23 protein-coding genes are annotated in these 25,972 nt (G+C 37.5%); 9 read left to right on the top strand and 14 right to left on the bottom strand.

Annotated elements, in window-relative coordinates:
• Nucleotides 1-7: 7 nt before the first annotated feature.
• Both NYR60_RS01425 and argE read left to right on the top strand, forming a co-directional pair.
• Nucleotides 8-787 (top strand): permease, encoded by a 780-nt coding sequence (locus NYR60_RS01425; protein ID WP_279467350.1) that lies wholly within the window; start codon nt 8-10, stop codon nt 785-787.
• A 14-nt stretch (nt 788-801) separates the two neighbouring features.
• Nucleotides 802-1,944, top strand: coding sequence for an acetylornithine deacetylase (argE, locus tag NYR60_RS01420; protein ID WP_279467348.1), 1,143 nt, complete (start codon nt 802-804; stop codon nt 1,942-1,944).
• 80 nt (nt 1,945-2,024) lie between these two features.
• On the opposite strand, the gene NYR60_RS01415 is transcribed toward argE, so the two are convergent.
• On the bottom strand, nt 2,025-2,672 hold the full coding sequence (locus NYR60_RS01415; protein WP_279467347.1) for an OmpW/AlkL family protein: 648 nt from the start codon (nt 2,670-2,672) through the stop codon (nt 2,025-2,027).
• A gap of 262 nt (nt 2,673-2,934) precedes the next feature.
• Between NYR60_RS01415 and clpB the strand changes: the two genes are divergently transcribed.
• Nucleotides 2,935-5,508: an ATP-dependent chaperone ClpB gene (clpB, locus tag NYR60_RS01410; RefSeq protein WP_279467346.1), complete on the top strand. Its 2,574-nt coding sequence runs from the start codon at nt 2,935-2,937 to the stop codon at nt 5,506-5,508.
• 58 nt (nt 5,509-5,566) lie between these two features.
• Here the strand turns inward: clpB and arsB are convergent, their stop codons facing one another.
• The 11 genes from arsB to NYR60_RS01355 form a co-directional block, all read right to left on the bottom strand.
• Nucleotides 5,567-6,568, bottom strand: a complete 1,002-nt coding sequence (arsB, locus tag NYR60_RS01405) for an ACR3 family arsenite efflux transporter (protein WP_279467345.1) — start codon at nt 6,566-6,568, stop codon at nt 5,567-5,569.
• 12 nt (nt 6,569-6,580) lie between these two features.
• Entirely contained in the window at nt 6,581-8,071 is a 1,491-nt protein-coding gene (locus NYR60_RS01400; RefSeq protein WP_279467344.1) for a SulP family inorganic anion transporter, read from the bottom strand.
• A 15-nt stretch (nt 8,072-8,086) separates the two neighbouring features.
• A complete protein-coding gene (gene arsC / locus NYR60_RS01395; protein WP_279467343.1) occupies nt 8,087-8,503 on the bottom strand; it encodes an arsenate reductase (glutaredoxin) in 417 nt (138 codons plus the stop codon).
• A gap of 59 nt (nt 8,504-8,562) precedes the next feature.
• Entirely contained in the window at nt 8,563-8,877 is a 315-nt protein-coding gene (locus NYR60_RS01390) for an ArsR/SmtB family transcription factor (protein WP_279467341.1), read from the bottom strand.
• 118 nt (nt 8,878-8,995) lie between these two features.
• A complete protein-coding gene (gene aspA, locus NYR60_RS01385) occupies nt 8,996-10,423 on the bottom strand; it encodes an aspartate ammonia-lyase (RefSeq protein WP_279467339.1) in 1,428 nt (475 codons plus the stop codon).
• A 141-nt stretch (nt 10,424-10,564) separates the two neighbouring features.
• Nucleotides 10,565-10,846 carry a DUF1294 domain-containing protein gene (locus tag NYR60_RS01380; protein ID WP_279467337.1) on the bottom strand — a complete coding sequence of 94 codons (282 nt, stop codon included), beginning with the start codon at nt 10,844-10,846 and terminating at the stop codon, nt 10,565-10,567.
• A gap of 17 nt (nt 10,847-10,863) precedes the next feature.
• The gene (gene uhpC, locus NYR60_RS01375) at nt 10,864-12,144 is read right to left on the bottom strand and encodes an MFS transporter family glucose-6-phosphate receptor UhpC (protein ID WP_279467335.1); all 1,281 of its coding nucleotides are present in this window, start codon (nt 12,142-12,144) and stop codon (nt 10,864-10,866) included.
• 8 nt (nt 12,145-12,152) lie between these two features.
• Nucleotides 12,153-13,655, bottom strand: coding sequence for a signal transduction histidine-protein kinase/phosphatase UhpB (uhpB, locus tag NYR60_RS01370; protein ID WP_279467334.1), 1,503 nt, complete (start codon nt 13,653-13,655; stop codon nt 12,153-12,155).
• Nucleotides 13,656-13,659: 4 nt separating this feature from the next.
• On the bottom strand, nt 13,660-14,259 hold the full coding sequence (locus tag NYR60_RS01365; RefSeq protein ID WP_279467332.1) for a response regulator: 600 nt from the start codon (nt 14,257-14,259) through the stop codon (nt 13,660-13,662).
• Nucleotides 14,260-14,334: 75 nt separating this feature from the next.
• A complete protein-coding gene (gene uhpT, locus NYR60_RS01360; protein ID WP_279467330.1) occupies nt 14,335-15,711 on the bottom strand; it encodes a hexose-6-phosphate:phosphate antiporter in 1,377 nt (458 codons plus the stop codon).
• A gap of 206 nt (nt 15,712-15,917) precedes the next feature.
• Complete coding sequence (locus NYR60_RS01355; protein WP_279467328.1) at nt 15,918-16,766, bottom strand: DMT family transporter; 849 nt, start codon at nt 16,764-16,766, stop codon at nt 15,918-15,920.
• A 182-nt stretch (nt 16,767-16,948) separates the two neighbouring features.
• On the opposite strand from NYR60_RS01355, the gene NYR60_RS01350 reads away from it, so the two are divergent.
• Nucleotides 16,949-18,337 carry a PLP-dependent aminotransferase family protein gene (locus NYR60_RS01350; RefSeq protein WP_279467326.1) on the top strand — a complete coding sequence of 463 codons (1,389 nt, stop codon included), beginning with the start codon at nt 16,949-16,951 and terminating at the stop codon, nt 18,335-18,337.
• Nucleotides 18,338-18,423: 86 nt separating this feature from the next.
• Here NYR60_RS01350 and purM read toward each other — a convergent pair whose 3' ends face one another.
• Nucleotides 18,424-19,461, bottom strand: a complete 1,038-nt coding sequence (gene purM / locus NYR60_RS01345; protein WP_279467325.1) for a phosphoribosylformylglycinamidine cyclo-ligase — start codon at nt 19,459-19,461, stop codon at nt 18,424-18,426.
• Between the two features lie 260 nt (nt 19,462-19,721).
• Between purM and queC the strand changes: the two genes are divergently transcribed.
• The 3 genes from queC to NYR60_RS01330 all read left to right on the top strand — a co-directional run bounded on the left by queC (nt 19,722) and on the right by NYR60_RS01330 (nt 21,619).
• Complete coding sequence (queC, locus tag NYR60_RS01340) at nt 19,722-20,378, top strand: 7-cyano-7-deazaguanine synthase QueC (protein WP_279467324.1); 657 nt, start codon at nt 19,722-19,724, stop codon at nt 20,376-20,378.
• Nucleotides 20,379-20,472: 94 nt separating this feature from the next.
• Nucleotides 20,473-20,895, top strand: a complete 423-nt coding sequence (gene queD, locus NYR60_RS01335) for a 6-carboxytetrahydropterin synthase QueD (protein WP_279467323.1) — start codon at nt 20,473-20,475, stop codon at nt 20,893-20,895.
• Nucleotides 20,896-20,986: 91 nt separating this feature from the next.
• Nucleotides 20,987-21,619 (top strand): 7-carboxy-7-deazaguanine synthase QueE, encoded by a 633-nt coding sequence (locus tag NYR60_RS01330; RefSeq protein ID WP_279467322.1) that lies wholly within the window; start codon nt 20,987-20,989, stop codon nt 21,617-21,619.
• 75 nt (nt 21,620-21,694) lie between these two features.
• Here the strand turns inward: NYR60_RS01330 and pepA are convergent, their stop codons facing one another.
• The gene (gene pepA, locus NYR60_RS01325; protein ID WP_279467321.1) at nt 21,695-23,191 is read right to left on the bottom strand and encodes a leucyl aminopeptidase; all 1,497 of its coding nucleotides are present in this window, start codon (nt 23,189-23,191) and stop codon (nt 21,695-21,697) included.
• Nucleotides 23,192-23,620: 429 nt separating this feature from the next.
• Between pepA and lptF the strand changes: the two genes are divergently transcribed.
• Complete coding sequence (lptF, locus tag NYR60_RS01320; protein ID WP_279467320.1) at nt 23,621-24,724, top strand: LPS export ABC transporter permease LptF; 1,104 nt, start codon at nt 23,621-23,623, stop codon at nt 24,722-24,724.
• A complete protein-coding gene (gene lptG, locus NYR60_RS01315) occupies nt 24,725-25,807 on the top strand; it encodes an LPS export ABC transporter permease LptG (RefSeq protein ID WP_279467318.1) in 1,083 nt (360 codons plus the stop codon).
• Nucleotides 25,808-25,972 lie beyond the last annotated feature (165 nt).

Genomic DNA, 25,972 nt, shown 5'->3' with positions numbered 1-25,972 from the left:
CATTCGTATGAAAACAACATTGGTTAAGCAAGCGGTCGCTTTTCTAAAATTTTTTGCAAATAAAATTGTTGACGTATCTCATCAACTACAAAAATTTTTCAGTAACGGGTCATTCGGCGTTGCCTTTTATCCATTTTTAATGCACCCGATTATTCGAGGTAGCACACGTTCTACCGTAATTTTACTCTCTGCTCTGCTTTCATTTATGGGCGTATTCTATATTTTTGCAGAATTTGTATCCGCATTATTTAGTGAGTCATCATTAATTACTTACCCTCGCCATACGGTGTTGGAATTATTACTTCCGTTTGGGGCAGTAATTGATGGCAAAACCAATACGTTCTCACCGTTATATCAAGTGATGAATGCGGTATTCAGTCTTCAAGGGCTAGGTTTTGCCATTGCATATCTTGCTGTACTGCTACAACTATCTCGCCGTAAATATTGGTTATTAGCACTGATTTTTGCGGTTTTCTTTACGATTGGTATGAGTTTAATACCTTCATCACAAGGCAAAATGACTGCCGGCGGTCTGCAAAATTTAGGAGCAAGTTTAACCTATTTATTTGGTAATCTTGCTATTCTGATGGCTGGTATTGATATTGTAAAACCGAAACTTATTTGGCTACGCCGTTTCAGTATCCAAGCCGGTCTGATTGGTATATTTTGCGTCTTGATTACCATCTTTTTGCCGAATATGTTAACGCCAATACTGGAACGTGTTGCCATTTATGCCATTATGATTTGGGAAATCCTCGCCGGTCTAGCAATGTTAAAACGTAAATAAAAAGAGAAAATATTATGGCAAACACAAAATTTATCGAACGTTACCGCAATTTAATTGCAATTCCAACTATCTCCAGTTTGGAAGCGGCGGAAGATCAATCTAATAAACAACTTATCGAATTACTAGCAACTTGGCTTGCCGATTTCGGTTTTAAAACAGAGATTATTCGAGTGGAAGGTAGCCGTGATAAATATAATTTATTAGCTACTTACGGCGAAGGTGAAGGCGGTCTATTATTAGCCGGTCATACCGATACCGTGCCATTTGACGAAGGGAAATGGACATTTAATCCATTTGCGTTAACCGAACAAGACGGTAAATTCTACGGTTTAGGTACAGCGGATATGAAAGGCTTTTTTGCTTTTATTGTCGATGTGCTTAGCCAACTTGATTTAAGTAAATTAACTAAACCGTTGCGTATCTTAGCTACTGCCGATGAAGAAACCACGATGCTTGGTGCCAGAACCTTCGCTCAAAATACACATATTCGCCCCGATTGTGCGATTATTGGTGAACCGACTTCCTTAAAACCGATTCGAGCGCATAAAGGACATGTTGGCGAAGCGGTGAGAATTACCGGAAAAAGTGGTCACTCTAGCGATCCGGATCGTGGCATTAATGCAATTGAATTAATGCACCAAGCGACTGGTTATCTAATGAATATGCGTAATCAGCTACGTGAAAAATATCATAATGATCTGTTTAAAGTGCCATATCCAACAATGAACTTCGGCAATATCCACGGCGGTGATGCAATTAACCGTATCTGTGCCTGTTGTGAATTGCAATTCGATATGCGTCCATTGCCAAATCTGCCGGTTGAAGATTTATATGCGATGGTCAATGAGAATCTAAGACCGATGTTGGAACAATACGGTGATCTGATTGAGATTCATCACCTGCACGACGGTATTCCTGGTTATGAGTGTGAACATTCCGCACAAGTGGTACAAGTGGTTGAAAAGCTGTTAGGCGAAAAATGCGATGCGGTAAACTATTGCACCGAAGCACCTTTTATTCAGCAACTCTGCCCGACTCTCGTTTTAGGTCCTGGCTCCATTGAGCAAGCTCATCAACCAGATGAATTTTTAGAAACGAAATTTATTGAGCCGACCCGAGAATTACTCACCAAAATGATCCTACATTTTTGTGCTTAACAAGCGGTTATTTTTGAATCATTTCTTACCACGAAAAAGGGAGCTTTAAAAGCTCCCTTCTGTTTCCAATTATCGTTCTACTAGAATCTAACCCCGAAACCAGCAAAATAAACAACTGGATCTAATTTTAATTTCACTTCGTGATCTAAATTTAACGCTTTGAAATTCGCTGTTGTTTTAATGCGTGTATACCATGCTGCCGCATTAAAATAAATATTATCAGTTAATTTCACGTCTACACCCACATTCGCTACTGGACCAAAAGAGTGTTTTTTCACTTTAAGATCGGTTACTGCCGAATGTGTTGATTTAGCGTGATAAAAACGAGTGTAGTTTAGACCTGCACCAACATACGGGCGGAATGTTGAATTTGCATCACCAAAGTAATATTGAGCATATAAACTTGGCGGAAGTTGTTTAACAATAGCTACACGACCTAAACCTAAACCAAGTGCAGGTACATTTGCATGGATTTTATGTGAGAATGGTGTTGCTGCTAATAGTTCTACACCGATATTATCCGTAAACATATAAGTACCGGTTAAACCTAATTGAGTATTATTTTTTACTTTTAAATCTACATCTACTGCGGTTTTTGTCGTTGAGCTAGAGTTAGCATCTACTGTAATCGCACCGGCACGGAAAATCACATCGCCCGCTTGATGCGCCATTGCTGAACCGGCTAATAACACACTACCTAATACTGCTGCTAATACTGTTTTTTTCATTTTTGACCTCTTGTTGCTTTTCTTAAAATACAAAAGTAACTAATTCGTTACGTTAATAACATTCTAAAAACAATCTATCTAACTTTTATTGACAAGAATCAAATATACGCCATTTTAATACCTACAACGAGGTACTAATTTATTTTTTGTGATCTTTTTCACATTTTTACTTGAAATAATCTTGACTAGCTCCATTTATTACAATGTTGAAGCAAGTATAAATCTTGCTCGATACAGATTAATGAAATTTAGGAGTAAAAATATGAATTTCGAAAAATTTACGACCAAACTGCAGGAAGCCCTCGCAGAAGCACAATCGTTAGCTATCGGAAAAGATAATAACTACATTGAACCGGCACATTTACTGTATGCATTAGTTAAACAACAAGACGGTTCTATCGCCCCACTATTTACCGCACTCAATGTGCAACCGCAACGTATTTTGAGTGAATTAGAGACAATTTTAAACCGCTTACCGACCGTATCCGGCAGTACAACCCAACCGTCACAACAATTAATTCGCCTGTTAAATCAATCTGATAAATTGGCACAACAATTCGGCGATAGCTTTATTTCATCGGAGTTATTCGTGCTTGCCGCACTGGACGATAACGGCGATTTAGGCAAATTATTAAAACAATTTGGCTTAACTAAAGAGAAAGTAAACAACGCAATCAGCCAAATTCGAGGAGGAGAAACCGTGAATAATCAAAACGCAGAAGAAACCAGACAAGCATTACAAAAATATACGATTGATCTTACCGAGCGAGCCAAAGCTGGCAAGTTAGATCCGGTAATCGGTCGTGATGAAGAAATCCGCCGTGCGGTACAAGTTTTACAACGCCGTACAAAAAACAACCCAGTATTAATCGGTGAACCGGGTGTTGGTAAAACCGCTATTGTAGAAGGTTTAGCACAACGTATTGTCAACGGTGAAGTGCCGGAAGGATTAAAAAATAAACGTGTACTTTCCCTCGATATGGGTGCATTAATTGCCGGTGCAAAATATCGTGGTGAATTTGAAGAACGTTTAAAAGCGGTACTCAATGAATTAGCCAAAGAAGAAGGTCAGGTTATCTTATTTATTGATGAAATTCACACTATGGTAGGTGCGGGTAAAACAGACGGTGCAATGGATGCCGGTAACTTACTCAAACCTTCTCTTGCTCGTGGTGAATTACATTGCGTTGGGGCAACTACGCTAGATGAGTATCGCCAATATATCGAAAAAGATGCGGCACTTGAACGTCGTTTCCAAAAAGTATTAGTGGATGAACCAACTGTAGAAGATACCATTGCAATTTTACGTGGCTTGAAAGAACGTTATGAAATCCACCACCACGTACAAATTACTGACCCTGCGATTGTAGCGGCAGCAACACTTTCACATCGTTATATTAGTGATCGCCAATTACCGGATAAAGCGATTGATTTAATTGATGAAGCGGCATCCAGTTTACGTATGGAAATCGATTCTAAACCTGAGCCGTTAGATAAACTTGAACGCCGTATTATTCAACTTAAATTGGAACGCCAAGCGTTACAAAAAGAGGAAGATGAAGCAAGTCGCCAACGTCTTGCAAAATTAGATGAAGAACTGACCGCTCGTGAGCGTGAATATTCTGAATTGGAAGAAGTTTGGAAAGCGGAAAAATCTGCTCTACTTGGTACGCAACATATCAAAACTGAGTTAGAAAATGCCCGTATTGAAATGGATCAGGCTCGCCGTGAAAGTAACTTCGAGAAAATGTCCGAATTACAATACGGTAAAATTCCGGCATTAGAAAAACAGTTAGCTGAGGCGGTTAAATGTGAGGAAGAAGGTGGTGAAAATCAGCTACTTCGTACCAAAGTCACCGATGAAGAAATTGCAGAAGTACTTTCAAAAGCGACCGGTATTCCGGTTTCAAAAATGATGGAAGGCGAGAAAGAAAAACTGTTGCGTATGGAAGAAGTATTACACAGTCGTGTCATCGGGCAAAATGAAGCGGTGGAAGCGGTGGCAAATGCAATTCGCCGTAGCCGTGCCGGATTATCAGATCCGAATCGTCCGATTGGTTCGTTCTTATTCCTTGGTCCGACCGGGGTTGGTAAAACCGAACTTTGCAAAACTTTGGCGAATTTCCTCTTCGATGATCCTGATGCGATGGTACGTATCGATATGTCGGAATTTATGGAAAAACATAGCGTTTCTCGTTTAGTCGGCGCACCTCCGGGCTATGTCGGTTACGAAGAAGGCGGTTACTTAACTGAAGCTGTCCGCCGCCGTCCATATTCTGTTGTGTTACTTGATGAGGTAGAAAAAGCTCATCCGGACGTGTTTAATATCTTACTTCAAGTGTTGGATGACGGTCGTTTAACTGATGGTCAAGGCAGAACTGTCGATTTCCGCAATACGGTAGTGATTATGACCTCAAACTTAGGTTCACATTTAATCCAAGAAAATCCGGAATTAGATTATGCTGGAATGAAAGAAGTGGTAATGTCAGTGGTAGGACAACATTTCCGTCCTGAATTTATCAACCGTATTGATGAAACTGTGGTGTTCCACCCACTTGGTCAAGCACATATCCGTGCGATTGCTCGTATTCAGTTACAACGTTTAATCGCTCGCCTTGCGGAACGCAGTTACGTAGTAACAGTTACCGATGCGGCATTAGACCATATCGGCAACGCCGGCTTTGACCCATTATTCGGTGCAAGACCGCTTAAACGTGCAATTCAGCAAGAGCTTGAAAATCCACTTGCACAACAGATCTTAAGCGGCAAATTATTACCGAATAGCCCTGTTGTGGTGGACTATCAAAATGACCAATTAAGCATTAGCAATAGCTAATCTTCCATAAACAAGCGGTCGAATTTGCAGAAATTTTGCAAACTCGACCGCTTTTCTTTTAGGCGTTATGACGATTAATCCACCAGACTAACGACAGCATAACCGGCACTTCAACCAACACACCAACGACCGTTGCTAAAGCTGCGCCGGAATGTAAACCAAACAATGAAATCGCAACAGCCACCGCTAATTCAAAGAAGTTACTGGTACCGATTAAACAAGCCGGCGCAGAAATTTCTTTCGGTAAATTTAACCATTTCGAGAGTAAATGGCTAAGAAAGAAAATACCATATGTCTGAACTAATAATGGAATTGCAATCAGAACAATAATCAGCGGATTGGCTAAGATTGTTTCTGCTTGGAATGCAAATAATAACACTACGGTTAAGATCAATCCCATCATCGAAAATGGCTTTAATTTGTTACCAAATTGGGAAATAGAGCGGTTGGATTTCAGCAAAATTTTGCGAGTGACACTACCTGCTATTAACGGCAGTACCACATAAAGTAACGTGCTATATAACAATGTTTCCCAAGGAATCGTAATATCACTCACCCCTAATAGAAAACCTGCGATCGGTGCAAAAGCGAAAATCATAATAATGTCATTCACCGATACTTGCACCAAAGTATAGTTCGGGTCTCCTTTTACTAATTGAGACCAAACGAAAACCATTGCGGTACAAGGTGCAACACCAAGTAAAATCATACCGGCTATATATTCCTGAGCCGTTTGTGCCTCAACCCATGAAGCAAACAAAAAGCGGAAAAATAGCCAGCCGACTAATGCCATTGTAAACGGCTTAATTAACCAATTTACTACGATTGTCATCGCTAAACCTTTCGGCTTTTTACCCACATCTTTGATTGCAGACCAGTCAATTTGAATCATCATCGGGTAAATCATCAGCCAAATTAATACCGCTACCGGCAAATTAATATGCGCGATTTCCAATAATGCTACTTTTTCGACCGCTTGCGGAAATGATACACCTAATGCGACTCCAGCTGTAATAGCTAAGGCAACCCAAATTGTTAAAAAACGCTCAAAGATCCCCATTTTATTCCCTTATTAATGATTAAATACAATATCGACATCTTCGGATTTATCATGTACGCCAAATTTATCAACAAGCGTTTGGCTTGCTTCATTTAAACCGAATACTTCAACTTCTACACCAACTTTACGATATTTAAGTACCACTTTATCCAAAGCTGCGATTCCCGTAACATCCCAAAAATGTGCGTGGGTGAGATCGATACTCACTTGCTTAACTGCCGGATTGTCATAAGTAAAACTATTAATAAAATCATCAGACGAGGCAAAAAATACTTGTCCGATAACTCCGTATGCAAGCACAGAATCATTCTCTGTCGGTAATGGTTTAATCAGCATATAACGTCCGATTTTATTGGCAAAGAACAATGCTGCAAGTAATACGCCGGCAAAAACGCCTAATGCTAAATTATGGGTATAAACTACTACGGATACCGTAACCAACATTACTGCATTAAAGCCTATCGGATGCGTTTTTAAATCTCTAATTGATTGCCAGTTAAATGTACCGATTGATACCATAATCATTACCGCAACCAATACTGGCATTGGGATAATTTTTAGAATATCCGCCAAAAACACAACCATAATTAATAAATAAATACCGGCTAAAAAGGTAGAAAGTCGTGTTCTTCCGCCGGATTTTACATTGATAACCGATTGACCAATCATGGCACAACCTGCCATACCGCCCATAAAACCACAAGCAATATTGGCAATACCTTGCCCTTTACATTCTCTATTTTTATCGCTTTCTGTTTCGGTCATTTCATCAACAATGGTTGCCGTCATTAATGACTCAAGCAAACCGACTGCAGCCAAACTTAACGAATAAGGCAAAATGATTAATAACGTTTCTAAATTAAGCGGAATATTCGGTAATAAAAAAACCGGCAGGCTGTCCGGTAATTCCCCCATATCTCCTATAGTACGTACATCTAGCCCCATAAAATAGCTAACGATAGTCAGTACAACAATCGCAACGAGAGGTGATGGCAATATTTTGCCGATTTTAGGCAAATAAGGGAAAAGATAGATAATTCCCAATGCCGCCGCAACCAGTACGTAAGTATGCCAAGTAACATTGGTTAACTCAGGTAATTGGGCAAGAAAAATTAAAATCGCTAGTGCGTTTACAAAGCCAACTACTACTGCTCGTGCAACAAAACGCATTAATGAACCTAATTTTAATAACCCAGCAATAATTTGAATCACCCCAGTTAAAATAGTGGCAGCCAATAAATATTCTAAACCGTGACTTTTCACTAGTGATGCCATAACTAACGCCATTGCACCGGTAGCTGCCGAGATCATAGCCGGTCGTCCACCGGCAAAGCTGATTACCACAGCAATACAAAATGATGCATATAAACCGACTTTCGGATCTACACCTGCAATAATGGAAAAAGCAATCGCTTCAGGAATTAAAGCTAGTGCAACGACTAGCCCGGAAAGGGAATCAGCTCGAATATTAGAAAACCATTGTTGTTTTAAGGTTTGTTGCATAAAAAATTCTTACCTCTAAGTTGTTTCTAAATTATTAATTATTTCACCATCTTCTTTAACAAAAGGTTTATCCAATGAAACCGGTGATATTTCCAAGAATTTTTCAGACGGACGACAAAGTCGAACACCTTTGCTTGTGATAACAATCGGACGATTTATTAAAATCGGTTCAGCAAGCATCGCAGCAATTAGTTCGTCATCGCTCAATTCCATACGGCTTAAATTTAATGCTTCATAAGGAGGTACATTCGTCCGAATCAGATCTCGCACACAAATCCCCATTGCTGAAATTAAGTTTCGTAGTGTAACCTCATCGGGAGGTGTTTCGAGGTAGTGAATAATCGTTGGTTCAATGCCTAAGTGGCGGATTAACGCTAATGTATTACGAGATGTACCACATTTGGGATTATGATAAATTGTCACTTTTTCCATATTTTCTCCAATATTTCAATACCTATTGAAATGTTAAGGTAAAAAATTTTGTAGGTATTTTACCCACAAAATTTGCAATTCGGATCATTGCTTTCTTTACAACAATTCGTGGTTAAAAAAGCCACCAGCTCCATCATAAGTGCTAAATTTGCATAATAATGCACAAATCTACCCGCTTGCCGGCTATGAATTAAGCCGGCGGTAGCCAATGTTTTTAGATGAAAAGAAAGGTTATTCGGTGCGATACTCAATTGTTTAGCCAATTCTCCAGCAATCATTCCTTTACTGCCTTGAGCAGCAAGCATCTGAAAAATTTGCAATCTAATCGGTGAATTGAGCGTACCAAATACTTGACTTGCGTGTTCGATATTCATAGTAAAAATTATAACATTCTATGTTTATATTTCAATAATTATTGAAATATTTAGATAAAAACAAGCGGTTGAATTTACAGAAAATCTCGCAAATTCAACCGCTTGTCTATTTATTTAATTACTCTTCTTCAGTAAATTTCTCCGCTTTATAAGTCGGGTTCATTAAGTTTTCAACTGAAAGAATATCATCTAATTGCGCTTCTGTGAGTAAACCGCGTTCTAATACCACTTCACGCACGCCTCTGCCGGTTGTTGCACAGATTTTACCCACGATATCACCGTTATGGTGACCGATAAACGGATTAAGATAAGTCACGATACCGATTGAGTTAAACACGAAGTTTTCACAGATTTCTTTATTAACAGTAATACCGTCAATACATTTATCACGTAAATTTACACAAGCGTTAGCAAGAATATCAATAGATTCAAACATTGCTTGACCGATTACCGGTTCCATTACGTTTAATTGTAATTGACCCGCTTCTGCTGCAAAGGTAACTGTCGTATCGTTACCAATTACTTTAAAGCAAACTTGGTTCACGACTTCTGGCACTACTGGGTTTACTTTCGCCGGCATAATTGAAGAGCCTGCTTGTAATTCTGGTAAATTGATTTCATTTAAACCGGCACGTGGGCCTGATGACAATAAACGTAAGTCGTTACATACTTTTGAAAGTTTAACCGCTGTACGTTTTAACGCACCGTGAACCATTACATAAGCACCACAGTCTGAAGTCGCTTCAATTAAGTTCTCTGATAATACGCATGGTAAACCAGTTACTTCTGCTAAGTGTTTAACTACTAATTGAGAATAGCCTTCTGGGGTATTTAAACCAGTACCGATTGCCGTTGCACCTAAGTTGACTTCTAATAATAATTCAGCAGTACGTTTTAGATTACGCACTTCTTCTTCCAATAGTACCGCAAAAGCCTTAAATTCTTGACCAACTGTCATTGGTACGGCATCTTGTAATTGGGTACGACCCATTTTTAAAATGCCTTTAAATTCTTCCGCTTTAGCTTCAAAACCTTGTTGTAAGTAATGTACTTTTTTAATTAAATGTAAAATACTGTTATAGACCGCAATACGGAAACCGGTTGGATACGCATCATTGGTTGATTGGCTTGCATTCACATGATCCATTGGATTAATCACGTTATATTCGCCTTTTTTATATCCAAGCAATTCTAACGCTAAATTCGCTACTACTTCATTGGTATTCATATTTACTGATGTACCCGCCCCACCTTGATAGACATCTGATGGGAACTGATCCATACAGCGACCTTTAACTAAAATTTCGTCACAAGCCTCTACAATGGCTTTTGCAATTTTTTTCGGAATTGCACCTAATTCGCCGTTTGCTAAGGCAGTCGCTTTTTTAACCATCACCATACCACGAACAAATTCCGGTACATCGGAAATAGTGTTGTTTGAAATATTAAAATTCTCAACTGCTCTTAATGTGTGGATTCCCCAATAAGCATCAGCAGGCACTTCTCTTTCGCCTAATAAATCCACTTCAACACGTACGTTACTCATATACTCACCTCAAAAAATAAAAAATAATAAAATTAAAATCCGAGAGAGATCATAGCGATTTAATCTAAAAAGAAATGTGATCTAAATCACATTTCATCTAATCGCTCCTAGGATATAAATTAAGGTTTCGGATTAGAAATTCTAATGATTAAAAATGAGGAAGTAGTAACACGCCGGTAAACCGATTACCCAAAATAAACTGGAAACAATCACGGCAGCGTGAAATTGCCAATGTTTAGTTTTATGACGAATATACTTCATTGCGAGAAACGTTCCGATAAATCCACCAGCAAAACAGAGGAAAAATAAATTTGACTCAGGAATCCGCCACGCTTTATTAACAGATTTTTGTTTATCAGCATACATCAGATAGAAGCTAATGGCGTTAATCACAAGAAAATAGATGAGAATAAAAATACGCATAAATAAATGTTTAATAATTAATCAAGAATATCACGTTTTATCACTAAAAACGGAAGTAAGAGTAAAGAGATGCCTAAACTACAGCATACCACGACGGTAAAAAAGCCACTCCATTGGAAATTCTCTAAGACTAGTGCCAAAGGATAACCGGCTAATGCCGCACCTAAATAAGCAAATAAACCCACAAAGCCGGTTGCTGCCCCGGGAGAAAGTTTATGAGAACATTCAGCAGCAGCCATGCCAATCAACATTTGAGGTCCAAAGACAAAGAAACCGATTGCAAAGAATAATATTGACTGTAGCAAATAATTTTCTTTTGGCATTAGCCATAATGCGGTAATTGAGAAAAAGATACCCACAGAAAAAATTAATGCCATAGGACTTCGATTACTTAAAAACAGTTTATCAGAACCCCAACCAGCGGCTAGAGAACCAACAAAGCCACCAATCTCAAATAATGTTATTGAGCTGTTCGCTGACATTAAATCATAATGATATTTTTCTGTGAGATAGATATTCCCCCAGTCATTAATGGCGGTACGAACAACATAGACTAATGTATAACTTAATGCTAAAAGCCAAATATATTTATTACAAAAAACATAACGGCCTAAAATCAATTTCCATGAAAGAGCCTTTTCTTCCTCTTCATGAATTAATTCTAACTGATCATTTCTCCACTTGCCGATTGAGGGTAAACCCATTGATTCCGGCGTATTTCTTAAACGAATAAACAGAAAAAGACCGATAAAAACACCTAAAGCTCCCACCGTAAAAAAGCCGATTCGCCAGCTATAGTGTAAAGCTAAGAACCCGACAATAAGCGGAACTAATGCCCCCCCGAAATTATGCGCGGTATTCCAAATAGACCACCAAACGCCTCTTTCTTTACGAGAATACCACATCATTAATAGCTTAGCACACGGTGGCCAGCCCCATCCTTGAAAGCAAGCATTTATAATGACTAATAATGTGAGGATAATTAATGAACTGCTAAATCCAAATAAAATATTTGTTATCCCGGTGATAATTAAGCCGATCGACATAAAATAGCGAGGATTAGCCCGATCCGACACAATTCCAAATACAAATTTAGAGATACCGTAGGTTAAATAAAATAAGGTTGAAATCAATCCAATATCATTTTTATCTATCTGTAAATCATTAATTAAAGAGGGAGTTACATAATTAAATGTTTTACGCGTTAAATAAAATCCGGCATAACCAATATACATCGCTATCATTAACTGAATACGCCAATAGCGGTACGAATTATCTATATCTTTTAAGCTTTTCATTCTTTTTCCTATGAGATTAAAGGCAAAGTGATAAAAATAGATGTACCTGATTGACTTTCATTTTCCGTTATTGATTTAGATACAACTTTAAAACTTCCGTCTAAAATTTCGGCTCTCTCTTTCATACCTTTTAATCCGAATCCGTGAACAACACTTGTCGGATCAAATCCTATTCCGTTATCATGAATAGATAATTTAATCTCTTTATCAATCAAAATAATGATTCTCACTTCTGATGCCTGCGAATACTTCATCGCATTATTCAAACCTTCTTGGCATAATCTATATATGGTAATTTCTAACACATGATCTAACTTGTGCTTTAACTTATTTTCAAAAACTAAATACGTGCTTATATTTTGTTTATCCATATCTAATTCGATAAACAGATTTTGTATCGCCTGATAAAGATCCAGATCATCTAATAATTTAGGTCGTATACGATTTAGAATACTTTTTGTCGTGTCATAAATATTTAAAGATAAATGCTCGATCATATCTGCACATCTTTGTGAATTTGGTGACGACTCTAATTTTTTTAGGATACTTGATTGCATTCTAATCGCGGTTATATTTTGTCCGATTTCATCATGCAATTCCCTAGAGATATCTTTACGGATTTCTTCTTCCGTATTGATAAGTTTTTTTGTTAATAATTTATTTCTCTCTAACTCGATGGATAGATAACTATTTAGCTCTTTCTGATATTGTACTGATAAGCCGAGAAAAATCCCCGTAACGGTTTGCATCAGTATCAATAATAATAAATCAGTAATTTCCACATAAGAAAAGCTATGTGTCGTTGCAATTAAAGCAACACTATTTAATAGCGTACCGAGTAAAGCCCCTTGCCACCCATAGTGAAAGGCAAGTAAAACGATTGGAATCGCCAAGCAAAAAATCGCAAAACGAGTAAATTCGCCGGGCATCAAAGATTGAATAATGATATTTAAAATAAACAGCATAGAATATATAAAGATATATCCCATACGAAGCCTTATCGGTTTTTTAATATGATTCGCGGTCAGCGGAATCCAAGACTTATTAAAGACATAATCATAAATAAGCGTGCAAGCCGGTAACATAAGGACGCAACCAACCAAACTGACTAAAAAAACGGAAGAAAATTGAAAAGGTGTAAATACAATAAGAATTAAATTACATGAGCTAATCACCAAGGTTAAACAAGCCTGAACGATAAACTTCTGCCATTGTTTTCCGACATAAATTTTCTGACAACTCCAAACGATAGGGATAGAAATCACGCTTAAAATATAAAGGATAAAAATACTTATATTTGAGTAAGATTTAAAAATAAAGTATAAAAATATCCATTCGGAAAGATAACCGACCCACCAATAACGTATATTTGTGTGTAAAGTCAGTCCGACTCTAAAAGCAAATGGCAAGAATAACAGTGCTAAAATGGGATCTATTAATAAATAATCGGAAATCACCCATAAACATAAATAACTAAAAAATATGAAAATCCCACTAAAAACAGCGATCATCTGCTTACCCTTGCTGATAAAATAACTTAGCCAGTTCTACATTATTCTTCACATTTAATTTACTCATTGCATTATCTCTATGAACATAAATCGTTTTTACACTCAAAGATAATTTTTCTGCAATTTCTTTTGTATCCAATCCCAAGATCAATAACTCACAAATTTCATATTCTCGCTTAGTCAAATTCCCAGTTAGACTGAATTTATTTGACACTAACTTAGAAGTTAATTCCGGCATTAAATATACGCCACCGGCATAAACTGTTCTCACTGCTTGTATAAGCTCAGAAGGATTACACCGCTTACTGAGATAGCCTTTTGCTCCCAACTCTAATGCTTTACGGACAATAACGGCGGAATCATTCACACTTAACATAATACAGTGAATCGCTGAAGGAATATCTTTTAAGAGTTCCATACCATTTTCATCCGGCATTGAAATATCCAAAATACATACATCCGGTTTAATACCGGGTAATTTTAGACGAGCTTCTTGAGAAGAGGAAAATTCCCCCACGACTTGAATATCTTGTTCTAATGATAATAATTGTGAAAATCCGGAACGGACGATAACGTGATCATCAATCAAAACAACTTTAATCATATTTTCTCCTTATTTTAAGCATATTATAAAACAAAAAAGGCTATCTTTTCAGATAGCCTTCATGACTTATATATCTTACGCTTTTGCTTTATTTCTACGGATTTTACGTTCTTCCGCAAGTGCAACAAAAGCAAGTAAACCGATACAGATCATAACTGAAATATCTAGTGCAGCAAATGTACCTGACCAACCAGTTAAGCCAAAGATTGGCGTACCGTCCGCAATCATACCTAAACCTAATTTAGCAAAGCTATCACCGATAAGATAAGCAAATGTACCTTTTACACCGTCCGCCACAGCAATGGCTTTTTTCGGTACAAATCCGACAGCTGCCACACCGATAAGAAGCTGAGGACCAAACACTAAGAAGCCTAACACAAATAATGCTAAAAGATACATATATTCGTTTGTGGCAAATTGATAAAACTCTAGCATAAATACAATCAGCACTAAGGCAACAATCGCTGTTAAACCACGACGACCATTCGCAAGATCCGACAAGTATCCCCATAAGAATGTGCCGACTAACGCTCCAACTTCAAACAACACAAAACCGGATGTTGCCGCTTCTTTGGTAAAACCTAATTCTTGATATGCGTATACCGGTGACCATTGATCGATACCAATTCGCACAATGTAAAGGAAAATATTCGCAAAGCAAAGTAACCAAATCACTTTATTTTTCAAAATAAACTGCACAAAAATCTGCCATTTTGTCAGATTATTTTTTTCTGCTGCTAAATCTTCCTCACTTTCTGGCTCATCGAATAATTCTTCAGCTTTACCTAAACCATAGGCTTCTGGAGAGTCATTACCATAACGTAAACCGACAAAACCGACAATTAATGCAATAATGGAAGGGAATACGAACATACCGATAACGTGTCCGTCAAATAACACATTCGCACCGAATAATGCAACACCGGCTGCAGCTGCACCGCCTACATTATGCGATAAATTCCAAAAGCCTAAGTAAGTACCGCGTTTTTTACTTGGGGTCCATTTTGTAATTGTAGAATAACTTGATGAACCGCCGGTACTTTGGAAGAAACCGCTTAAGGCATAAAATGAAATCATTAAGAATAATGCAACACTACCGCCACCTAAGCTCATACTAAAGCCAAGCATACAAATAGCGGAAAGAATCAGCATAAACGGCACAAATTGTTTAGTATTTTTGCCATCCGCATAATAAGAAACCACCGTTTTACCGATACCATACGTAATAGAAAAACCTAATCCAATCATACCTAATTGGGTTTTAGTTAAGCCGTATGTTTCAATTAAGTCATTTTGCGCAACATTAAAATTCTTACGAATCAAATACATTGCCATATACCCAACAAACACAACCAGATATGATTGCATAAACGGCTTAAACCACATTTTTCTGCGTTCTTCAACCGGTAAGTCTAGGGTCGGTTTTCTCACCTCTTTTAAAAAATCAAGCATAGGAACCTCATTACTCATAAATTATTAATGCGTGCAATCCTATGCTTTCTTAGTATAAAAAGCCTGAGAACAAATTCTATAAAATCTAGGACTTTTTCCTATATTTAATATAATCAATAAAAATTTGTGACGAACTTCACATTTTTCACAAAAAACCGCTTATAGCCTAAGCCACAAGCGGTTTGATTTCTTTAGTTTTTTACAAATCACTTTTTCTTATTTGCTATATATAAGCCAATAAGAACTACCAAAATACCAACAATCTCTTTTAATGAAAGGTTTTCATCAAAAATGAAATAAGCATATATCGCAGAAATAATCGGCTGAGTTAATACTAACAGCGATGCGTAACTCGCCTTAATCTTTCCTAAACAATAGCTCAGCCCCCCCTGCCCTAAAATTTGGGATAATAATGCTAAACCAATTAAGGGGTAAAAATCACTAAATGTATAGGGAATATAAATTCCTTCTAATAATAAAGATGCAGGCAAGAGTACAATTAGACATCCTATACTGGCATAACTCATTAAGTGAATTGTAGAAATTTTACTTCTAAGTTTATATACAGTAACAATAAACAACCCATAAAATATAGATGTTAATATTGCTAGTCCATCACCCTTGAAATTTTCAGGCATCGGATTAATTTTTCCACTCATCAATACAAAAATACCGACCAAAATAACTCCACCACCTATTAAAAAATCTTTTGATACTTTCTCTTTATAAATAAAATATAAAATAGGCACAACTGTAAATGGAACTAAATTTGCTAACAAGTTTGCATTTGCTACCGTTGTATATGAAAAAGAAATATTCCATAAAATGAGGTCTAGTGCTAAAAAAGCTCCTGCAAAAATAGCAATAATATTTTCTGACAAGCACATTTTATACTCATTACTACTATATTTAGATAGCATAAAAAATATAGGTAGAGAAAATAACACTCTGTACATTCCTGTTGTTATTGGCGGGAATTGGCTTAACTTAACAAAAATACCACCTAACGCTAAACAACAAATTGATAATAATACAAATAATATATAACGATTCATTTTATCCTCTTATAATTTGATTTTCTGATTTAAGTAATACAGTGTGTTCCTATATTGCTTTAAGATGTTGTTGATACTTGTTTACTATACTGAATAAAATCAACTTATGACCTATACAATCAGTACATATAAAAAATAACTGTATAGGAGATTTTTCTATACAATTTCAAATGGATTAACGCATGAAGAAAAAAACAAGAGTTCAAGAGGTTTGTGAATGGGTAATAGATAAAATTGAACGAAATATTTATTTACCTAGGCAAAAAATTCCTTCGATTCGCCAATTAGCTCAAAAATTAGATATATCTACATTTTCCGTAGCTCAAGGATATGATTTATTAGTATCAATGGGATATATCAAATCGGTAAGCGGCTCAGGATTTTTTGTTTGTGAAAAGCAATGTGCTTTGCCTGAGATAAATTTAGCCCCTACTTTGATTAATAATGTTAATGATACCGGCTGGCTAATGAGCCATCTATTTAGCGAACTTCCCAAAAATAAAGCCTCAGGAAGTGGATTATTGCCGGATGAGTGGCTCATTGATGCAGAGATTATTTCAAATGCAATCAGAAAATCAGCTAAAGAAGCTCATAATTTTATTTATTCATATGGGCATATTCAAGGTTACCAACCCTTACGAGAATTATTTTCCACACAATTAGATAATATAGGTATAAATATAAACCCAAATACGGTCATTACAATGCCAGGCGTTTCTTCGGCTATACAGACAGTATTAAGAGAAGTCGTGAGAGAAGGCGATTATGTTATTGTTGATGATCCTAGTTGGTTTTGGTTATTAGGCTGTCTACATCAATTAAATATTAAAGTGGTAAGTGTAGAGAGAGATAGCAATGGACCAAATATAGAACAATTAGAAAGTTTCTTTCAAAAGTATAAGCCTAAATTATATATTACAAATAGTATTCTAAATAATCCCACATCTTATAATATTTCACCATCCATAATGTACAAAGTATTAAGTTTACTACATAAATATAATGCCTACTTATTAGAGGATGATGTTTACAGCCATTTAGAGGATTCCAGAAAAACATTACGCTATGCCTCTTTAGATCAATTAGAACGCGTTTTTTATGTTACAGGAGTATCTAAAATACTTGGAGCAAATTGGAGAGTCGGTTTTTTATGCGTTCCTCAAAATTTTCTGCAGCCCATACTCAAACAAAAAATGCTATCTAATATGACAAGTACAGAATTAACCGAAAGAGCGATCCATAAAATTTGGCTTCATCCTCAATATAAAAAACATATTGAGGAAATGAAAATTAAATTAACTAAAAAACATGAGTATCTAAAAAAAGAATTAGAAGAGATTGGAATTGAATACCCAAAAGAAAGCAATATTGGGATATTTTTATGGATTAATACATATCTAGATACAACGAAGATGGCACTAGAAGCAAGTAAGGAAGTTTTTTTATTAGCTCCGGGATATTTATTCTCTCAACATTCTGATTTTTCTACCTACTTACGCTTAAATGTAACCCGAACCGATAAAGAATTTATTGATTGGTTACACACTTATAAGTTAAATCATAAAAGCTAGAGAATAAATGTACTAGATAAAATGATTGCAAAAAACCGCTTACAGCCTAAGCCACAAGCGGTTTGATTTTTTAATTTTTTTGTAAACTAGATAATTTCAACTTGCTCTGAACCATCACCTAAGTTTTCAATTTTACCGATTACCCAAGCATTTTCGCCTGCTTGTTTTAATACGGCTAATGCAGTTTCAACATCTTTTTCCGGTAAAGCGATGACCATACCAACACCACAGTTGAAAGTACGATACATTTCATAACGGCTGATATTGCCTTTTTCTTGTAACCATTTAAATGCCGCCGGCCATTCCCATGATTTTTCATCAATGACTGCTTTTGTGGTTGCAGGAAGCACACGTGGAATATTTTCCCAGAAACCGCCACCGGTTAAATGAGCGATTGCGTGAACATCGGCCTGTTTAATTAATTGAAGTACGGATTTCACATAGATTTTTGTTGGTGCGAGTAAATGCTCGCTTAATAATTTACCATCTAAAGTATCTGTGGCCGGATTTGCACCGCTAACTTCAATCACTTTACGGATTAATGAATAACCGTTTGAGTGTGGGCCGCTTGAGCCTAATGCGATTAATGTATCTCCGGCTTTTACAGCAGAACCGTCAATAATCTCAGATTTTTCTACCACGCCGACACAGAAACCGGCTAAATCATAGTCACCCTCGTGGTACATACCCGGCATTTCTGCCGTTTCACCGCCAACTAAAGCACAACCTGAGATTTCACAGCCGTCTGCGATACCTTTAATTACGTCTGCCGCAACATCAACTTCTAATTTACCGGTTGCATAATAATCTAAGAAGAACAAAGGTTCTGCACCTTGTACCACTAAATCATTTACACACATTGCGACTAAATCTTGACCGATGGTGTCGTGTTTGTTGAGGTCAATCGCTAAACGTAATTTAGTACCAACACCATCTGTACCTGACACTAAAATCGGCTCTTTATATTTAGTTGGCAATGCACATAATGCACCGAAACCACCTAAACCGCCCATAACTTCAGGACGGCGAGTACGTTTTACATCGCCTTTAATACGTTCGACTAATTCATTACCTGCGTGAATATCAACGCCGGCATCTTTATAACTGAGTTGTGTATTGCTCACAATTTAACCTCGACAAACTGAGTGATAACAAAAAACAGGTGGATTATAGCACAAGCAAACGTTTGCGGAAGAATCAAATATTAAGAAATTAGAAAGAATTGCAAAGAAAATAGCGATTCCAACAAAAATCATTATAATATCGTCTTAAAGGCGGTCTATTTTTGCAAAAAACTTGCAAATTCAGACCGCTTATTCTTTCTCGTGGTTCGAAAACCTCCCACGCCAAAGACTATCTTTGAAACCAAAACTAAGGATACAAAATGAATTCAACTCCAAAAGCCGTCGTGATTTTTTCCGGCGGGCAAGACTCCACCACTTGCCTTTTCCAAGCCATTCAAGAATTTGATGTGGAAAATGTTGAAGTGGTTACCTTTCAATATGGACAACGCCACGCAATCGAGCTGGAAAAAGCAGCTTGGATCGCCAAAGATCTCGGCGTTAAACAAACGCTGATTGATACTTCCGTGATCAAAGCTATCACATCCAACGCAATGATGGAAGAACGTGAAATTAAGCAAGAAGGCAATACGCCGAATACCTTTGTTGACGGTCGTAATGCACTGTTTTTACTCTACACCGCTATTTATGCCAAAGGACAAGGTATCCAAACTATTTTTACCGGTGTATGTGAAACCGACTTTAGCGGCTATCCGGACTGCCGAGATGTGTTCGTGAAATCAATGAATGTCACCTTAAATCTGGCAATGGATTATAACTTCAACATTCGTACGCCACTGATGTACCTGACTAAAAAACAGACATGGGAATTAGCCGATAAACTCGGTGCGTTCGACTATATCAGACAGCATACCCATACTTGCTATTTAGGTGTGGAAGGCGGTTGTCACACTTGTCCAAGCTGCGTATTACGTGAAAAAGGGCTTAACGAGTACCTTGCTGAAAAAAATAATCAGTAAACATTATCTTATTCTAGCCACAACGTGGCTGACTTATCTTTAACCTAGTACGAGGTTTCGTGCTAGGTCATAACCTAAAACAAGCGGTCAAAAAATGTTTAAAATTGCAAAAGAATTTAGTTTCGATATGGCACATATGCTCGATGGGCACGACGGCAAATGCCAAAACTTACACGGACATACTTATAAACTTCAGGTGGAAGTGAGCGGTAACTTAGTTGCCGAGGGAGCGAAACGAGGTATGGTGATGGATTATTCCGATTTAAAATCGGTGGTAAAACGTGAAATCTTAGACCCGATGGATCATGCCTATATCTACGATTTAAATAGCGACAGAGAAAGTCAAGTTGCCAAACTGTTAATCGATTTAAACTCTAAAGTTTACGGTATTCCAAGCCGTACGACAGCGGAAGAAATGGCGAAATATATGTTTGAAAAGCTGGAAAAAGTCGGTTTACCGGTCAGTTTAATTCGTCTTTGGGAAACACCAACCTCATATTGTGAATATTCTCGTTAAACATTCCCATCTAAATAAATATAGAGCATAAATCTTAACCCCGATATTCCCCTCTTTAGTAAAGAGGGGTTAGGAGAGATTTGTAAAAATTATGACAAATACTATTTTGACGACAACAGCTTTCCCGATTGTCGAAATTTTTGAAAGCCTGCAAGGTGAAGGCTTTAATACTGGCTTACCCTGTATTTTCGTGCGTTTAGGCAAATGTAATCTGGCTTGCCCGTGGTGCGATACCAACTATAACGAATACGAAAAATGGAGCATGGCGAAAATTCTTGAACGAGTAAAATCTTATTCCGCTAAGAATATTATCATTACCGGTGGTGAGCCTACTATGTATGCCAATTTAAGCGTATTGCTCGATGTGTTTAAAGCAGAAGGTTATTGGCTAACAATTGAAACAAACGGCTTAAAAGCCGTGCCGAAACAGATTGATTATATCGCTACTAGCCCGAAACTGATGTATCAAGAGAAATATTTGAGAGAATGTATTCCATTTGCCAACGAAGTTCGTATCGTGATGGATAAAGGCGATGTACAAGGTTTTTGTGAACAAATCGAGACACAAATTACCGCTGAACATTACTACCTTTCTCCTTGCGAAGTGGACGGCAAAATGAATTTATTGGAAACCATCACCCAACTTGGTATTTTGAATCAACGAGCCAATAAACCCAAATGGCAATTGAGTTTACAAACTCACAAATTGGTCGGTATTGAATAAGTTTGTTTATAATAAAGCCCTCAGGCATCACTACCTGAGGGCTTGTAAATTTTTGAGTAAAATTAACCGCTTAACCTAATTACTCGCTTTATTAATTAAAAATTGACTAAATAATGAAACAGGTCTGCCGGTTGCGCCTTTTGCCGCACCGGATTTCCAAGCTGTACCAGCAATATCTAAATGTGCCCAAGTATATTTTTTGGTGAAGTTAGATAAGAATTGACCCGCGGTAATCGCTCCGCCTAAACGTCCGCCAATATTAGCGAGATCCGCAAAATTTGATTTAAGCTGTTCTTGATATTCTTCGCCTAACGGTAAACGCCATGCTTTATCATCCGCTTGTTCCGCTGCATTTAATAAATCGTTTGCCAGCATATTACTGGTCGACATTAATCCGCTATTGTGAGCACCAAGTGCAATCATACAAGCGCCGGTTAAAGTCGCCACATCAATCACTAATTCCGGTTCAAAACGTTCTACATAAGTTAATGTATCACATAAAACTAATCGGCCTTCCGCATCGGTATTCAATACTTCAACGGTTAAACCGTTCATCGTTGTCAGAATATCGCCCGGTCGATAGGCATTACCGTCCGGCATATTTTCACAACCGGCTAACACACCGATGACATTTAGAGGTAATTTCATTTCCGCCAACGCTTTCATCGTACCGTAAACCGAAGCGGCTCCGCCCATATCGTATTTCATTTCATCCATCGCTTCGGACGGCTTAATTGAAATACCGCCGGAGTCAAATGTCAGTCCCTTACCTACTAAAACGATTGGTTTCGCATCCGGATTCGGATGATTACGATATTCAATAACAGATAAATATGCCGGATTATGAGAGCCTCGAGATACGGCTAAATAAGCGCCCATACCTAATTTTTCCATTTCCGCTTCATCGATCACAGTGGTTTTAATCGTTTCATACTCGCTCGCTAAACCTTTCGCTAATTCAGCAAGATAAGCCGGATTACATACATTAGGTGGACAATTTGCGACATTTTTTGCAAACGCGACACCAGTTGCGATTGCTTTTCCGTGTTCCAACGCTCTTTCTGCCTCTAATAAATCTTTACGATTAGCAACATTGAAAATCACACGGCGTAACTCGCGACGTACTTCCGGTTTAATGCTCTTGAAATCATTATAGGCATATAAACTCTCTTGAATCGCTTCAATCGCAAAACGGACGTTCCAATAACTTGAACGAGCTTTAACATGTAATTCGGTTAAAAAACAGACCGCTTCCATTGAGCCGGTTTCATTAATGGTTTGCACCATTTTTTGAATAATTTGCTTATATTGACGTTCAGTCAATTCTCTTTCTTTTCCGCAACCGACTAATAAAACTCTATCGGCAGGCACATTTGGTACATTATGCAATAACAAGGTTTGCCCTGCTTTACCGTCTAAATCACCACGGCGTAATAAAGCACTAATATAGCCTTCACTTAATTTATCCAGTTGCTCCGCCGCCCCCGATAAACGTCGAGGCTCATAGACACCGACAACTAAACACGCTGTACGCTGTTTTTCAACACTACCGTTTTTAACACTAAATTCCATTATTAGCTCCTGTGCTTCGAGGTTAAATCTAAGCCGACTCCGACTTAATCATAATGAAATAAAACTACCGATTTAATCCTAAAATTACAAGTAGAAAATAGTAAAAATACAAACTTTATCAAGAAATAAAGCCAAACCTAAAAAAATTTACCTTTTTAGATAAATATTCCTCCAAATTCATTAGTTTATCGTTCTGTAATATACAAAATTACGATTATTTCGCTGATACGATAAAAACGTCAATTTATAAAGTTCAGCTTTATTCGCTAAATTCTCCTCAAGTCCCGTGATTTTTTCCTTGAAAAACGGTATTATAAACCACTTTATCAGCGGTTATTTTTTGCAACTATTTTGCAAAGTTTGTATCAAATTAGACCGCTATAACGAATTTTTTGAGCGATATTGCTCAACAAAAATGTGAGAAAGATTGTGATATTAAGTCGATACCTAACTAAAGAAATTTTTAAAAGTCAGTTAGCCATTTTATTTATTTTGCTACTGATGTTTTTTAGCCAACAGCTAATTAGCGTTCTCAATTCTGCGGTCAGCGGAAAAGTGCCGACTGATTTAGTGCTAAGTTTATTAGGATTGGGAATGCCGGCACTTTCGCAATTCATGTTGCCACTTTCCCTATTTGTTGCTTTATTACTCACCCTTGGACGCTTTTATGCTGAAAGTGAAATTACCGTAATGCGTGCATGCGGTATTGGTCAAGGATTATTAACCAAGGTAGCACTATTCCTATCAATTTTTACTACCGCATTGGCAGTTTATAACGTGTTTTGGCTTACCCCTTGGGCGATTAATAAACAAAGCGAAATGTTAGCAGAGGCGAAGTCCAATCCTCGTTTTTCCGCTTTATCTGCCGGACAATTTATGAGTGCCGGTGGTTACGTGCTATTTATCGAAAATATTAATAACGATCAAAATAAATTAAACGATATTTATGTATTCCAACCGGATCAACAAAAGAAAAATCGCCCTTCCGTAGTAGTTGCGGAATCCGGTCAATTACAAGGTTTACCAAACGGCGATCAAATTCTTACTCTTGAAAATAGCACCCGTTATGAAGGGACTGCGGATGTTGCTGATTTTAGAGTATCTCACTTTGAAAATTACCAAGCCTACCTTGGCTATCAAGATGTAGACTCAAATGAAAAATTAGTGCAACGAGCAGATTTTCATAAGTTGATGACAGATAAATCCAATGAAGCAAAAGCCGAATTACAATGGCGTTTTGCACTCATTTTTGCCGTACCTCTCATGGCATTATTAGCCGTACCAATGAGTAGTGTAAACCCTCGTCAAGGTCGTTTTGCAAAAGTGATTCCGGCGGTATTGTTGTATCTGATTTATTTCTTATTACAAAGCTCACTTAAATCTTCCGGTGCTTCCGGTAAGTTAGATGCGACGTTATTAATGCCGTTAGTTTCTATTGCGTTTTTAGCATTGGCATTAGTGATGAATTTTTGGGATACAAAATGGATGTCGGCTATTCGTTATTCTTTCGGTCGTCATAAGGCGGTGGCGTAAATGAATTTACTTGGTATGAATATTCTTGAACGTTATATTGGTAAAACTATTATTGTGATGATGTTTGCCGTGTTGTTAATGTCGAGTGGTTTAGTATTTATCATTAAGTTAGTAGAAGAATTTAAAGATGTCGGTAAAGGTTCCTATGATGCTTTAACTGCCACTTACTATTCACTTTTAATGTTACCGAGCGATATTAAAGAATTTATTCCGGTTGTCGTCCTAATCGGTGGTTTATTAGGCTTAGGCAATCTTGCTAGCCGTAGTGAATTGGTGGTAATGCAATCTTCCGGCTTTTCTCGCTTTCGCATCGGATTAGCCGTAATGAAAACCGCGATTCCACTCATTATCCTAACGATGTTTGTTAGCGAATGGGGAATTCCACAAACCGAACAATATGCTCGAAATATGCGTTCTATCGCACAAAGCGGTGGCTCAATGCTTGCAACGAAAGGAGGTTTTTGGGCGAAAGACGGTAATGATTTTATTTATATTCGTCATATTGAAAACGAACGTAAGCTCAATAATATTTCGATTTATCACTTTGAAAACAAAATATTAAAATCAATAACTCAGGCGAATGATGCGACTTTTGATAATGGAAATTGGGCATTACAACAAGTACGAACCTCAACATTAGCAGAAAATAGTGTTCAGCAGTCGCGACAAGATAAAAAAGAATGGCAAACAACGATCACGCCAAGTAAATTAGGCATTGTATCGCTCAAACCAGAATCACTATCTATTTCAGGTTTATCCGATTATGTCGGCTTTTTAAAAGAAACCGGACAAGACTCCAAACGCTTCCAAATTGCGTTTTGGCGTAAAGTATATCAGCCGATTTCAATGGCGGTAATGATGTTGCTAGCTATCTCGTTTGTTTTTGGACCGCTCCGTAGTAGTGCAATGGGAACTAAATTATTTATCGGTATCATTGCAGGCTTTGTGTTCTACGTATCCAACATTGTTTTTGGCAATATGACGCTTGTCTTCTCGTGGATACCGGTTGCTATCGGTGCATTAATACCAAGCTTAATTTGCTTAAGTATCGTTTGGTGGCTACTAACCAAAAAACGTGATTAATAAATAAAACAAGCGGTTAAATTTCTGCAAAATTTTGCAAAAAATTAACCGTTTTTACCACGCACGAGCCGTACGTGGTTATGAGGTTCTTCGAGCCAGCTGAGCCACTCTGTGGCTCTCTCTACGTATATCTTTCAGTTTCAAAAAGCTGAGCTGTGTAACCTA

Source organism: Actinobacillus genomosp. 2 (assembly GCF_029773605.1).
Classification (GTDB): Bacteria; Pseudomonadota; Gammaproteobacteria; order Enterobacterales; family Pasteurellaceae; genus Actinobacillus.
Note: the sequence above shows the minus strand (reverse complement) of the source record. Positions and strands in the feature narration are given on the sequence as shown.